At 69.4% G+C, this 13,914-nt stretch carries 8 protein-coding genes and 1 pseudogene; 6 read left to right on the plus strand and 3 right to left on the minus strand.

The features are described 5' to 3' along the window. The first annotated feature begins 24 nt into the window (after positions 1 to 24). The 3 genes and pseudogenes from ACN20J_RS38540 (at position 25) to ACN20J_RS38550 (ending at position 8,179) form a co-directional block, all read left to right on the plus strand. Positions 25 to 1,203: a GDSL-type esterase/lipase family protein gene (locus ACN20J_RS38540; RefSeq protein ID WP_419667692.1), complete on the plus strand. Its 1,179-nt coding sequence runs from the start codon at positions 25 to 27 to the stop codon at positions 1,201 to 1,203. A gap of 300 nt (positions 1,204 to 1,503) precedes the next feature. Continuing rightward, positions 1,504 to 7,708: pseudogene (locus ACN20J_RS38545) on the plus strand (DNRLRE domain-containing protein). Between the two features lie 105 nt (positions 7,709 to 7,813). Then, the gene (locus tag ACN20J_RS38550) at positions 7,814 to 8,179 is read left to right on the plus strand and encodes a hypothetical protein (RefSeq protein ID WP_189840714.1); all 366 of its coding nucleotides are present in this window, start codon (positions 7,814 to 7,816) and stop codon (positions 8,177 to 8,179) included. 131 nt (positions 8,180 to 8,310) lie between these two features. Here ACN20J_RS38550 and ACN20J_RS38555 read toward each other — a convergent pair whose 3' ends face one another. Next, complete coding sequence (locus tag ACN20J_RS38555; protein ID WP_419667693.1) at positions 8,311 to 9,636, minus strand: jacalin-like lectin; 1,326 nt, start codon at positions 9,634 to 9,636, stop codon at positions 8,311 to 8,313. Positions 9,637 to 9,935: 299 nt separating this feature from the next. On the opposite strand from ACN20J_RS38555, the gene ACN20J_RS38560 reads away from it, so the two are divergent. Together ACN20J_RS38560 and ACN20J_RS38565 are read left to right on the plus strand one after the other, a co-directional pair. Continuing rightward, complete coding sequence (locus tag ACN20J_RS38560) at positions 9,936 to 11,648, plus strand: PHP domain-containing protein (protein WP_190227039.1); 1,713 nt, start codon at positions 9,936 to 9,938, stop codon at positions 11,646 to 11,648. Further along, a complete protein-coding gene (locus ACN20J_RS38565) occupies positions 11,645 to 12,145 on the plus strand; it encodes a hypothetical protein (RefSeq protein ID WP_189840717.1) in 501 nt (166 codons plus the stop codon). Before ACN20J_RS38560 ends, ACN20J_RS38565 begins: the two co-directional genes overlap by 4 nt. Here ACN20J_RS38565 and ACN20J_RS38570 read toward each other — a convergent pair. After that, entirely contained in the window at positions 12,120 to 12,323 is a 204-nt protein-coding gene (locus ACN20J_RS38570; RefSeq protein ID WP_055613112.1) for a DUF397 domain-containing protein, read from the minus strand. The two genes, ACN20J_RS38565 and ACN20J_RS38570, sit on opposite strands and share 26 nt — an antisense overlap. Continuing rightward, positions 12,320 to 13,156, minus strand: coding sequence for a helix-turn-helix domain-containing protein (locus ACN20J_RS38575; protein WP_055613138.1), 837 nt, complete (start codon positions 13,154 to 13,156; stop codon positions 12,320 to 12,322). The genes ACN20J_RS38570 and ACN20J_RS38575 overlap by 4 nt, the downstream gene beginning before the upstream one ends. Positions 13,157 to 13,269: 113 nt before the next feature. On the opposite strand from ACN20J_RS38575, the gene ACN20J_RS38580 reads away from it, so the two are divergent. Continuing rightward, the gene (locus tag ACN20J_RS38580) at positions 13,270 to 13,710 is read left to right on the plus strand and encodes an ATP-binding protein (RefSeq protein ID WP_190227043.1); all 441 of its coding nucleotides are present in this window, start codon (positions 13,270 to 13,272) and stop codon (positions 13,708 to 13,710) included. Positions 13,711 to 13,914 lie beyond the last annotated feature (204 nt).

The raw sequence follows: 13,914 nt of genomic DNA on the forward strand, positions 1-13,914 counted from the left end.
ACGAACGAGACAGTGAGCGAGACGATGAACACCGAACACGACTGGATCAACACACCCGTCACCGCGGACATGCTGCGCGGCTTCCTGGACCTGGAACAGACCCCGCACGGCCTGCTGCCCCACCGCCTGCCCGCCCGGGCCCGCCGCCAGATCCCCGACGACCGACTCGCCGTGGCCGAGGCCCAGCCCTCCGGCGTGCGGTTGGTCTTCCGCACCCGGGCCACCGTCGTCGAACTGGACACGCTGCCCACCAGGCGGGTCTACCGAGGTTTCCCGGCCCCGGCGGACGGCGTGTACGACCTCCTGGTCGACGGGCGTCTCGCCGCGCAGGCCACGGTGGCCGGCGGCAACGTACGCACGATCGTCGACATGGTCACGCAGTCCGCCGAGCTGACCGAGGGGCCCGCCGGCACGGCCCGGTTCGCCGAACTGCCCGCGGGTGACAAGGACATCGAGATCTGGCTTCCGCACACGGAGGTCACCGAGCTGATCGCCCTGCGCACCGACGCCCCCGTCGAGCCGGCGCCCGACAGTGGCCGCAAGGTGTGGCTGCACCACGGCAGTTCCATCAGCCACGGCTCCAACGCCGCCCACCCGACCGCCATTTGGCCGGCCCTGGCCGCAAGTCGGGGTGGCGTTGAGCTGGTCAACCTGGGGTTCGGCGGCAGTGCGCTGCTCGACCCGTTCACCGCGCGTGCGATGCGGGACGCCCCCGCGGACCTGATCAGCCTCAAGATCGGCATCAACGTCGTCAACGCCGACGCGATGCGCCTGCGCGCCTTCACCCCCGCGGTCCACGGCTTTCTGGACACCATCCGCGAGGGGCATCCGGCCACGCCGCTGCTGGTCGTGTCCCCCGTGCTGTGTCCGATCCAGGAGGACACCCCCGGCCCCCTCGCACCCGACGTCGACGGCGGAACCCTGCGCTTCAAGGCCACGGGCGATCCCGCCGAACGCGCCGCCGGGCGTCTGACGCTCAACGTCATCCGTGACGAACTCGCCCGGGTCGTCGAACAGCGGGCGGCCGACGACCCGAACCTGTACTACCTCGACGGCCGCGACCTCTACGGCGAGAAGGACTACGCCGAGTTCCCGCTGCCCGACGAGGTCCACCCCGATCCCGCGGGACACCGCCGTATCGGCGAGAACTTCGCACGGCTCGTCTTCGGTGACGGCGGCCCCTTCGCCACCGGGACCGGCTGACCGGCCAGTTCAGGGCGCCGGAGACCACTTCCGGTCACCACTCAATGGATCAAGCCAAAGATCAACCGAAGTCCGCCATGGATCTTCACCTTTCCTTTTCAAATGTCCAAGATCAACGCTAAGTTCCCCCTTTGCTTGACGCATCCGCGTCAAGACATCGGCCGGCCATTGATCGGCAGGCCGAACTAGGGGAGGACAGTGAACATCCACAGATCCGGGGGCGGTCCCAGACGTACTGGGCTGATACACCCGAGCGGCAGACGCACCCTGCGCCGCATAGCGATCGGCCTGGCGGTCGTCATGTCGACGTCCGCGATGTACGGGGCCGAAGGGGCCCTGGCCGCCCCGCGGCAGCCCGTCGCGCCGGTCGAGAAGCCGAAGAAGCCCGCCGCGACCACGGCACCCGACCTCGCCTCCGCGCGGGTCGCGGCCCGTCTGAACGACAAGCGCGTCGAGGCCCTGTCCGAGCGCACCGAGACCTCCACGACCTGGGCCAACCCCGACGGCAGCCTGACCAGCGAACTGTCCGCCGGTCCCGTCCGCTTCCGTGACGCCGGCGACTGGCGCGACGTGGACCTGTCCCTCGTGAAGGACGCCGACGGCTCGGTCGCGCCCAAGGCGCATCCGCGAGGGCTCGAACTCGGCGAGAAGGGCGGCACGAAGCTCTCCGCCCTGGCCGACAACAGCAAGGCCGCCGCCCGCGACCTGGTCACCCTCGGCGAGGGCGACCAACAGGTCCGGCTGCAGTGGCGCGGCGGTCTGCCCGAGCCGAAGCTCGACGGCAACCGCGCGACCTACACGAACGCGGTGCCCGGCGGCGACGTGGTCGTCGAGGCGACCCGCACCGGTTTCGAGCAGTACGTCGAGGTCAGGGAACGGCCCGCGGAGAAGCGGTACTCCTACACGCTGCCGCTGAAGGTGAAGGGCCTCAAGGTCAAGCACCTCAAGGACGGCAGCCTGCTCTTCACCGACAGGAAGAACAAGAAGCGGGCCGTGATGCCCGCTCCGGTGATGTGGGACGCCGCCGTCGACAAACGCTCCGGCGAGCACACCCGACAGTCCAAGGTCGGCATGAAGGTCGTCAGCACCAAGAACGGTGTCGACCTGGTCCTGACCCCGGACGCGAAGTTCCTCGCGGACCCGAAGACCACGTACCCGGTCACGGTCGACCTCCTCGCTGAGCAACGTCTTCGACACCTACGTGCAGCAGGGCGAGACGGTCGACCTCTCGACGGACACCGAACTCGACCTCGGTAACCCCGGCACCACGAACGCCGACGGCACCCCGCGCACCGCCCAGTCCTTCATCAGCTGGAACAGCACGCCGATCCAGGACGCCCTGGTCACCAACGCCAAGCTGAGCCTGTGGAACTTCCACTCGGCCAACACCGACTGCAAGGCGTACCCGTGGGAGGTCTGGGCCTCCCCGGCGGCGTCGACCTCCAGCAGGTGGTCGAACCGGCCGGCGATGACCGCGAAGAAGGCCACCTCCACGGAGACGACCGGCAACACGGCCTGCACCTCGCAGCCCGACGGCTGGATCAACGCCGACGTGACCACCCTCGTCCAGGAGTGGGCGTCCGCGAAGACCACCCGCGGCCACCTGGGCCTGCGCGCCGCCGACGAGTCCGTCGTCTCGCAGTGGAAGCGCGTCAACTCCGCCAACGCGGCCGCCAATCCGCCCAAGCTGGTCGTCAACTACAACTACCGGCCGCGCACCGGCACCAAGCAGGAGGCCGGCCCGCCGTTCTTCTCCTACGGCGGTTCGTACATGGTCAACTCGACCACGCCGACGCTGCGGGACACCTTCGTCGACGCCGACGGCGACAAGGTCAACGGCACCTTCCAGATCTTCGACAGCGCCACGGACACCCAGGCCGGTGAGCTTCTGGTGTCCAAGTACGTGCCGTCCGGGCAGGCCGCCCAGGTGACCGTGCCCGCGGGCGTGCTGACCGACGGCAAGACGTACAAGTTCCGTACGTCGCCGTACGACGGGACGCACTTCAACACCGGCTGGTCGGCGTGGAAGACGCTCACCGTCGACACCAAGGCGCCCTCCGCACCGACGAAGGTCGCCTCCACCGACTACCCGGCGGACAAGTGGGTCAAGGGAGCGGGCCAGGCCGGTGTCTTCACCGTCACCCCGCCCGGCACCGACCACAACTGGCTGGAGTGGTCGCTCGACGGCGTGACCTGGACCAAGGTCGCCACCGGCGGCGCCGCCGCGGCCAAGAACATCTCCGTCACCCCGGACCGCAACGGCACCCACACCCTCCAGGTGCGGTCGGTCGACAAGGCCGACAACAAGTCCGAGGCGATCGAGTACACCTTCCACGCCGGAGCCGGCGGCTTCGTACAGCCCGCCGACGGTGAGCGCACCGCACGCCGCCTGCCGCTGCTCGCCGAGGCCGAGGCCGGCAAGTACGACAAGGTCTCCTTCTCCTGGCGCCGCTCCGAGGCGGACAACTGGGCCGTGATCCCGGCCGCGCACGTCACCTCCGGCGGCACGGCGCTCACCGCCTGGCCGGTACCGCTGGTGAACGGCAAGAACGCCGCACTGGTCTGGAACGCCACGGAGACGGTCGACCCGGACGGCACGGTAGAGCTCAAGGCCGACTTCACCGGCCCGAGTTCGGCCGCCACCAGCACCGCCCCGCTCTCCGTCGTGGTGGACAGGACCGCCGAGGGAGCGGCCGCCACCGAGATCGGTCCCGGCAACCTGAACCTGCTCACCGGCGACTACACCCTCTCGGCGACCGACGCGTCGTTCTTCAACATGACCGTGTCCCGCACCGCCGCCTCCCGCACCCCGGGACGCGGCGGCCAGCAGGCCGGCCAGGCGGCGATCTTCGGCAAGGAGTGGGTGTCCGGCACCGCCTTCGGGCAGACGGACGCCGACTACACGTACATACGCAGGACCTCCGACACCGCGGTCGACGTCGTCCTGGAGGACGGCGACGCCATCCACTTCACCGCGAACACCGCCAAGACCGCCTGGATCGCGGAACCGGGCGCGGAGGACCTGACCCTCACCGGCAGCGTCGCCGACAGCTTCACGCTGACCGACTCCGAGGGCACGGCGACCAAGTTCACCAAGCCCACGGGCGCCACGACCTGGCAGGCGACCAGCTCGCTCATCGACGGTCTGTCGAACTCCACGACCACGGTCGTCCCCGAGACGGCGAACGGCCTCTCGCGGCCGCAGCGCATCATCGCGCCGACCTCGGCCGTCACCGCCGCCACCTGCACCACGGCACCCGAGACCAAGGGCTGCCGCTCCCTGCAGTTCGTGTACGCCACCTCGACCACCGCCACCGACAGCGCCTTCGGCGACTTCACCGGCCAGGTCAAGGAGATCCGGCTGTGGTCCACGGCCCCGGGCGCGGCCACCGCGACCTCCAAGTCCGTGCAGATGTTCCTGTACGACGGCAGCGGACGCCTGCGCCAGGCCTGGCACCCGCAGATCAGCCCGTCCCTGAAGACCGAGTACGCATACGACACGGCCGGCCGCGTCACCAAGTACACCTCGGCCGGTGAACTCCCCTGGACGTTCATCTACGGCAAGGCCGGAACCGCCGCCACCGCAGGCGACGGCATGCTCCTCAAGGCCACCAGGCCGGGGCTGAAGCAGGGCACGAAGGACGTCACCGAGGGCGAGGCCGCCACGAGCGTCGTCTACGGAGTGCCGCTCACCGGCACCACGGCGCCGCACAAGATGGGCGCCTCGGACGTGAAGACGTGGGGCCAGCTCAGCGGCCCCACCGACGCGACAGCGGTGTTCCCCGCCGACTCCGTCCCGACGTCCAACGTCGGCAGCGCCCTCGCGGCGACCGAGTACAAGCGGGCCGACATCCACTACCTCGGCGTCTCGGGCCGCGAGATCAACTCCGCCGTACCCGGCGGGCACATCTCCATGACCGAGTACGACCGCTTCGGCAACACGGTCCGCACCCTGAGCCCCGCCAACCGGGCGCTCGCCCTGGGTACGACCGCCGCCCAGAAGGCGACCCTGACCGATCTCGGCATCATCGACCGGGCCGCCTCCGAGCGCGCCGAGTGGCTCTCCTCCGTGTCGCTGTTCGACGCGAAGGGCACCCGGGAGCTGGAGGAGTTCGGGCCGCTGCGCCGGGTCGACCTGACCGAGGACCTCAAGGACGGATCCACCGTCCTGGTCGAGGCCGGCACCTCGGTGCCCGCCCGGTCCTGGTCCGTGTACGAGTACGACGGCGGACGTCCCACGGACGGCACGGCGTCGGTCCGGGACCAGGTGACCATGGAGATCAAGGGCGCCCGGGTCCGCGACTACTACTCCGTCATGGGGGAGAAGCGCGTCACCGAGACCCAGTACGACTGGGTCAAGGGACTGCCCAAGCTGACCATCCGTGACTCCGGCGGTCTCAACCTGAAGACCACCACCGGGTACGACGCCCAGGGCCGGGTCACCGACCTGGTCCCGCCGGGCGGCACCGGCAACGACGCGGCCAGCACCGTCACCGACTACTGGGACGCGGACGGCACCGGCATGTGCAAGGGCCGTCCCGAATGGGCCGACCAGGTCTGCTGGACCGGACCGGCCGGAGCCATCACCGGAGGCGGCACCCAGCCCGCCCGGGTACCCGACAGCACCACCGAGTACGACTACTGGGGCAACCCCGCCAAGGTCGTCGAGACCGGGAACGGCGCGTCCCGCACCACCACGACCACGTACGACGCGGCCGGCCGCAAGACCAAAGTCGCCGTCACGGGCACCGTCGGCACGGCGATCCCGGAGATCACCACCACGTACGACGCGGCCAACGGCCAGATCGCCACGACCACCTCGGCGACGGCGGGCACGATCACCAAGGAGTACGACAAGCTGGGCCGCCAGACGTCCTACACGGACGCGGACGGCGGAAAGACCACGACGGAGTACGACCTCCTCGACCGCCAGGTCAAGGTCTCCGACACAGCGCCCTCCACCGTGACGTACACCTACGACCACACCGCGGAACCGCGCGGTCTGGCCACCGGTACGAACGACTCTGTGGCGGGCACGTTCTCGGCGACCTACGACGCGGACGGCTCGGTCGACTCGGAGAAGCTGCCCGGCGGTTACACGCTGGACGTCACCGAGGACACCACCGGCGCGGTGACGGCCCGGTCCTACACCCGCACCAGCGACGGCACCGCCGTCTACGCGGACACCGTCAGCGAGTCCGTGCACGGCCAGGCCACCCGCCACTCCGGATGGTCCGGCCAGACCTACCGCTACGACAAGGTCGGGCGGATGTCCACGGTCGAGGACACCATCGGCCAGGCGTGCACCCGCCGCGCCTACGTCTTCGACGAGCGCAGCAACCGCAAGTCCCTGACCACCGCGGCCTCGGACGCCGGCGCCGCCTGCCCCACCACCGGAGGAACCACCCAGAGCCACACCTACGACAGCGCGGACCGGATCACCGACTCCGGCTACACCTACGACGCCCTCGGCCGCACCACCGCCCTGCCGGGCACCACGGCCGAGTACTACACCAACGACCTTGTCCGCACGCTCACTTCGGGCGGCAAGCGCCAGACGTGGCAGCTCGACTCGTCGCTGCGCTTCAGGAGCTGGACGTCCGAGACGGGCAGCGGAACCACCTGGACGCAGACCGACTCCAAGCTCAACCACTACGGCAACGACAGCGACAACCCCCGCTGGATCGTGGAGGACACGGCGAGCGGCGCCCTGAGCCGGAACGTCTCCTCGGCGTCGGGCGACTTCGCCGCCACCACCGCCAAGAGCGGCTCGACCGTGCTGCAACTCAGCTCGGTGCACGGCGACATCGCCCTGCAGCTGCCGCTCGACACCAGTGTCGCCCCCACGGCCTTCGACGCGGACGAATACGGAATTCCGCGCGACGGCCAGGAACCGGCCCGTTACGGCTGGCTCGGCGGCGAACAGCGGTCCGCGGAAACACCTTCCGGAATCACCCTCATGGGATCGCGCCTCTACAACCCGGAATCCGGCAGATTCCTCTCGCGCGACCCCGTTCCGGGCGGTAATGCCAACCCGTACGAGTACTGCTCGGGTGATCCGGTCAACTGCTACGATCTGAGCGGCAATTACGCCATCGGCGGTCTGCTTCCCGAAGCCGCTATCTGCGCGCTCTTCATCCTGTGGTGCGCGGACATGATCTACATCACCCACTGGGCACTCAAAGAGGCCAAGCGCGCCTACAAGAACGGCCCGAAGCAGAACGCGTACCGGCATTGCATCTGGCAGGCCCTGCTCACCTGGGCCGTGGGATCGAATTTGGCCAAGTCTCTCGGCTGGGCCCACGAAAAGGCCGCGGGCAGTTCCGCCGCCGCCAAACGCGATTCCAAGGCCGACAAATACAACAACACCGTCGGAAGGAAGATCGGTGGCCAGATCACGGCCTGGACCTATGGCGGGGCCAAGAAAGCGGCCTGCAACCGTTGCAAGAAGGCCGTGAAGAACCACAAACTGAAGTCCAACGCAAAGGGCAAGAACTGGGTGTGACCAGCCCACGGCCCAACTGATCCAAAAGGCGGGGCCGACCGGAATACCCGGTCGGCCCCGCCGTCACCGCCACCCCTCACATCCCCCACGTCCCCGAAAGCGACCATGCTGCTGTCACACCTCCCGGAAGGGCTCCGGGCGCGCCTCGTCCCCGTCGAAGCCGCCGCCACGCTCTTCTGCGCCCTGTGTTGGAAGATCCTCGCCTTCGCGATGTACGCGGAGGGCTACGACCTCGATTCCAGCGCCCCGGTCCAGCCCGTCGGCGACGACCAGATCGAACTGCTCGCCCTGCTCTTCGCCTGCTCGGTCCCGGTCACCTGGCTCCTCGGCCGGGTCGCCCCGCCCGGGCTGCGCACCGCCCTGGACAACGTCATCGTCGTGCGCCTCGCCGTGGCCCTGGCCCTCTCCCTCGTGATGTTCCTGGGCCTGCTCACCGGGGTGCGCATCCCCCTGCTGGGCTGGAGGATCTGAACCGGCCATCACCACGGGCCGAGCCCCTGAACGGCCCGGCCTCCCGAACAGCCCGCACACACAGCCGCCCGGACAGGCAGTACAACACCTGTCCGGGCGGAGGTTTGTCAGTAGGGGTGGCGCCGACGGGGTCAGCCGATCGGCGCGTACACCACACCCAGCTTGTCGATCTCGTCGCCGGAGCGGCCGGTGAAGCCGACTATCTGCCAGCCGGCCGGAGCCGTGTAGGTCACCGCGTCGGAGGTGGCCGAACCGGCCTTCACCGTACGGGACTTGTCGGTGGTGAAGGCCGCCGAGAAGACCCGGGTCCGGCCGTCCTTCTGGCCCCGGGTGAGCTTGACCGAGGTGAGGTGCTCACCGGAGGCGAGGGTGAGCGAGGCGGCCGTACCGCCCGTGCCGCCGTGCGTCAGGGACGTACCGCCGTCGAGCGTGAGCGACACCGAGTCCAGACGGGAGGCACCGCGCAGCGTCAGCGTGCGCGGCGAGGGAGTGGCCGGAAGGTCGTCCGAGTCGTTGAACGCCGTGCCGTGCGGGCCGCCGAACGTGTCGCTCGCCCGGAGCTCGGCGGGCAGCGTCCAGGAGAAGTCGACCGTGTGCGGGAAGTGGTCGGAGAGGTTGCCGCCCGCCGAGTCCAGGAACTTCGCCCACTCGTTGTTGTAGCGGGAGGCGGACAGGTTCACCAGGTCGCTGCCCCGGTAGAGGACCTTGTCCACGACCTCGCAGGCGTTCGTCGGCGCGGTGGTCGGGCAGACGATCGCGTCGCTGCCTTGGGCCGGGGCGCTGCCGCCGCGCACCAGCTGGACCCACGCGTCCGTGAGACCGTTCGCGGTCGACAGCAGGCGGATGTTGTCGCCCGCGCGCGTGTAGCGGGTGTTGGTGTCGCCCATGACGATCACCGCGTTGCCCGCGGAGTTCGCGGTAATGAAGGACGAGAGCTGCGCGACGTTGGCTCGGCGGGCGGCGTGGGCCTCGGCCGTGTCGTCCGCGTTCGTGTGCACGTTGTAGAGGTCGACGAAGACGCCCTCGGCCAGCCGGACCCGCGCGAGCGAAAAGCCCTTGGGGGTAAGGCAGTTGGTGCCCGTGCAGTCGTTCCACTGCACCCGCTCGAAGTCGTCGAACGTGTAGTCCGAGAGGGTGTTGAGTCCGTCGCCGAAGGGCACACCGCCGCTGGTCGCCGTGCGGTACGGGTGGTTGTCGCCCGCGTACAGCGCCGCGTGGTAGTTGAAGTCCTCCTGCACGTTGACTATGTCGTACGCCCCGAGGCGCGGGGCGAGCAGCGGGGTGTTGACTTCCGGGTTCCCGGAGCTCAGCAGCTCCGGGAGGCCCGCCACGTTGTACGTGAGGACGTTGAAGGTGCCGGAGGAGGGGGCGGCGGCAGCGGCGGGGGTCGAGGCGGCGGCGGTGAGCCCGGCGAGGGCCAGCGCGCCGGCCATCAGGGAGCCGATGAGTCGTTTCATGGTGGGGGCGTCTCCAGTCGGAGGAAACAGGGAGCGGAGCGGGGGTCGCGCAATTCGGTGGATCGGGGCCGATCGGGGCGATCGGGGAGATCCGTGCGGTCGAAAGAAAGTTGAACGCTGTTCAGGTTCGAGGTCAACCAGTGTGACGGACAAGGGCAGTTGGGGGAACAGTGAGAGGCGAGGTGACCTGCCGTGTCGGTGTCGCCCTGCGATCACCGTGGCGTTGACCAAAGTTCATGTTTCGCATCGAGTCTCCATACGCGCGTCCGCACCGGCGGCGCCGGACTCAGGAGGCCGACATGGGGCACAGCCACGGGCATGGACACGGGCACCACCATCACGACCACGACCACGCTCACGAGGGCGGTACGAGCCTTCCGGCCGCCTTCGACACCTCCGTGCCCGACGAGGCCCTGACGCCCGACCAGCGGTCGCGCCGCTCCATGCTGCGCCGCGCGGGTCTGCTCGGCGCGGGCCTGGCGACCGCTGGAGTCCTCGGCGGGGCGACGAGCGGGACGGCCGCCGCCGCCCAGCCGGCGTCCGGTGGCCGGAGAAAGAAGGGCTTCTTGTGGCTGGCCGGTGACCACCACATCCACACGCAGTACAGCAGCGATGGCAAGTACGCCGTCGTCGACCAGGTCCGCCAGGGTGCCAAGCACGGCATGGACTGGCTGGTCATCACCGACCACGGCAGCGCGGCGCACGCCAAGATCGGTGTGGACAAGGTCAACCCGGACATCAAGGCGGCCCGTGACGCCTACGAGGACACCCTCGTCTTCCAGGGCCTTGAGTGGAACATCCCGGGCGCCGAGCACGGCACGGTCTTCGTGCACCCCGGCAAGAACGAGGTCTCCGTCCTCAAGCAGTTCGAGACCGACTACGACGGCAGCGTCAAGAACGCGTCCAGCTCCTCGCCCGCCAACGAGGCCCTCGCCATCGCGGGTCTCGCCTTCCTCGGCGAGCAGGTCAAGCGCCGCAAGGTCAAGGACGCGCTGATGCTCGCCAACCACCCGGCGCGTCGCGGTGTCGACTCCCCGCACGAGATCCGCGCCTGGCGCGACGCGACGCCCGCGAGCCACCAGATAGCCGTCGGCTTCGAGGGCGCGCCCGGCCACCAGGCGGCCGGTCTGCCCGCGCCCCTCGGCATGGGCCGGGCCCGGGGCATCTACGACAACAACCCGAGCGTCGACTCCTTCGCCGGTTACCCGCCGGAGAGCTACCGCACCTGGGGCGGCTTCGACTGGATGACCGCCACCGTCGGCGGCCTGTGGGACAGCCTCCTCGCCGAGGGCAAGGCCTGGTGGATCAGTGCCAACTCCGACTCGCACCAGGTCTACGCGGACACGGCCGCGCGCGGCGGCGGCGACTTCAACGCCAACGGCCGTTACGACGACCCGGTCTACGGCGGCAAGATCGACATCACCCAGGGCGACTACTGGCCCGGCCAGTACAGCCGCACCCACGTCGGCTCCGACGGCTTCTCGTACGCCGCCGTCATGGACGGCATCCGCGCCGGCCGCGTCTGGGTCGACCACGGCCAGCTCCTCAGCGGCCTCGACGTCCGCCTCTCCGGCGGCAGCCGCTGGGCCACCCTTGGCGGCGCGCTCCACGTCAAGAAGGGCACGAACGTCACCCTGACCGTGGACATTGCCCTCGCCGACGGCCCCAACTGGGCCGGTTTCGTACCGAAGTTGGCCCGCGTGGACGTCATCCAGGGTGACGTCACCGGCCCGGTCGCGGACAAGGACACCTTCACCGCGCCGACCGCCAAGGTCGTCAAGTCGTACGAGGTCAACAAGTCCACCGGCACGGCCCGGATCACGTACTCCCTCGGCCGCGTCGACCGCCCGCTCTACGTCCGCCTGCGCGGCTCCGACGGCAAGCGGTCCGCCGTCGGCTCGCGCGGTGCGGCCGTCGACCCCGCGGGCCCCGCGATCGACGTCGTCGGCGACGCCGACCCGTGGAACGACCTGTGGTTCTACTCGAACCCCGTGTGGGTCCTGCCCGCGTGAACCAGCACGTCATCACGGTCGACACCGACGTACGCGACCTGCGTGCGGCCGACCACCTGCTGCTGGCTCTGGCAGCCGAACTCGCCCTCGCGGAGGGCGGGTTCGGCTGTACCCACCTGGTACGCGGGGAGCGGCCGAGGGTGGTGCTGTCGTTCACGACGGTGTCCGGGGAGGCCGCGAGTCTGCTCACGGCCAAGGGGTACGAGGTCACGACCGGCGTGCCCGACGAGGTGGGCCGGGCCGTCGTCTACCCCGGGTCGGCCGCCCTGACCGGCACGGTGACGGTCGCGGAGCTGCTGTCCGGCTCCGCGATCGACCGCGTCACGGTACTGGGGTCGGCGGGTGAACCCCCGCCGGGGCAGGGGGTGGTGACGAGGGATCACGTCCGGCCGCAGTGGCAGGCCGGCGAACTCGTCCTGACCCTGATGCCCGCGGTGGGAGGGGTACTGGTTCCGTTCGAGGTCCCGGACCCTACGCCGTGCTGCGCGGACCACTGACCGACGAGATGAAGCCCGCCCAGGCGTCGGGGGAGAGGGCGAGCTGAGGCCCGCGGCTGTTCTTGGAGTCGCGGACGTGGATGGCGGCGGGGGAGGCGGCGACTTCGACGCAGTCGTCGCCCTCTGAGCCGCTGTAACTGCTTTTGAACCAGGCAAGTTCGGTCGTGCTGGTGCTCATAGCGCCCCTCGCAGTTGCTGGAGCAGGCTCACCGTGTCGTCTGGAGTGAGAGCCTGTGAGCGCATCTTGGCATAACGCTGCTGGAGCACGCTGATTGCTTGTCGGTCACTGATGAGGTGGCCGGTCTTCTGGCCTTCTGCGTAGGCGAGCCATTCGTTCTCCGGGGTCTCCAGCAAGCGCACGGGTCCGTCGAGACCCGCGTGCACCGGTTGCCGAAGTGGCATCAGCTGGATCTCAACGTTCCAGTGCTGGGCATTCACCTGAAGCAGGTGGTTGATCAGCTCCCGTGTCACTTCCTCGCCGCCCGTATGCCGTTCCAGGACTGCCTGTTCGACGATGAAGCTGAATGCCGTGGGTCGCTCCCGGCTCGTGCTGAGCAGCTCCTGCCGCGCGAATCGCGCGGCGACGCGCTGCTCGACCTGCTCGTCGGTCGGCCGTTGCGGCACGTTCCACATCACCGCTCGTGCATACGCGTCTGTCTGCAACAAGCCTGGGACCACCCGGCATTCGTACGTGTAGAGGCTGATCGCCTGCTCTTCCAGGTCCGCCCACTTGTGAAACCACGACGCCAACCCTGGGCCCCGCGTAGCGTATTTCGCAGCCGCCCGCAGCACCCCGAACGCGTCCAGCACCTCCTCCGCCCGCTCCACATACACCCGCGGAGGTAAGCGTCGCCCCTGCTCGATCGACGCCACCGTCGACGGCTGGTACCGCACCAGCGGCGCGAACTCCTCCTGCGTCAGACCCGCCCGCTTGCGGAAAGCCTTGTGGACCAGCCCGAACGTCTTCAAACTGTCCGACGGCTCGGGCTCGTTCGTCGTGCTGTTGGTCATTCCGACATGGTCACGGAACGTCACCCGTACTGTCCACAGCGTGAACTCGTACGGCGTGCAGCGTACGAGTGGCGGAGCTGGTCGACGGCCCCTCGCGCCGGGACCGTTGACCCATGCAAGGAGACATCCGGGTCCAAGTACCCGACACCGTACGTACGTTCACGCAGCTCTTCAGCTGCACCCCGCGAGGGGCCCGGCTCGCGCGGCGGCTGGTCGCGAACCGGATGGACGTGTGGGGGTTCGCCTACGACAGCGAGGCGAGTGAGTCCGTGACCCTGGTCGTCGCCGAGCTCGCGGCGAACGCGGTGCGGCACGGGCGGGTGAGGGGCCGCGACTTCCGCGTACGGCTGGTGCTGCGAGACGCCGCGGACGTCGTACGCGTGGAGGTGGCCGACGGGCGGACCGAGCGGCGGCCCGTGCTCCAGGAGCCGTCGGACGAGGGCGGGCGCGGGCTGCTGATCGTGGCCGCGCTGGCCGAGAAGTGGGGCACGGACCTGTGCCTGGGCGGGACGTACAAGGTGGTGTGGGCGGAGGTCCGGGTGCCGTGCCGGTGACGCCGGTGGTGGAGCAGCCGGCTGGAACTGTGGTGAGGGTCCCAGCCGACGTCGCTCCCCCAAGAAGAAGGTACGGAAGCGCAGGCGTGGCGAGTCTCCACTTCCCGCCCGGCCCGTCGCCGATTCGCGCCCGGAAACCGGGTAACTCTCAAGTGAGCCAATCGATATACCGATAAATGCCCGGGCAAGTCAGGGAGCGGTTCG

The sequence above is a fragment of the Streptomyces sp. 2-1 genome, from assembly GCF_048564895.1.
Classification (GTDB): domain Bacteria; phylum Actinomycetota; class Actinomycetes; order Streptomycetales; family Streptomycetaceae; genus Streptomyces; species Streptomyces phaeochromogenes.

What these genes read in the sequence shown, in the direction of transcription:
- ACN20J_RS38540 (WP_419667692.1), top strand. Translation starts at nt 25, where the DNA reads ATGAACACCGAACACGACTGGATCAACACACCCGTCACCGCGGACATG.
- ACN20J_RS38570 (WP_055613112.1), bottom strand. Translation starts at nt 12,323, where the DNA reads ATGAGCACCAGCACGACCGAACTTGCCTGGTTCAAAAGCAGTTACAGC.
- ACN20J_RS38550 (WP_189840714.1), top strand. Translation starts at nt 7,814, where the DNA reads ATGCTGCTGTCACACCTCCCGGAAGGGCTCCGGGCGCGCCTCGTCCCC.
- ACN20J_RS38555 (WP_419667693.1), bottom strand. Translation starts at nt 9,636, where the DNA reads ATGAAACGACTCATCGGCTCCCTGATGGCCGGCGCGCTGGCCCTCGCC.
- ACN20J_RS38575 (WP_055613138.1), bottom strand. Translation starts at nt 13,156, where the DNA reads ATGACCAACAGCACGACGAACGAGCCCGAGCCGTCGGACAGTTTGAAG.
- ACN20J_RS38580 (WP_190227043.1), top strand. Translation starts at nt 13,270, where the DNA reads ATGCAAGGAGACATCCGGGTCCAAGTACCCGACACCGTACGTACGTTC.
- ACN20J_RS38560 (WP_190227039.1), top strand. Translation starts at nt 9,936, where the DNA reads ATGGGGCACAGCCACGGGCATGGACACGGGCACCACCATCACGACCAC.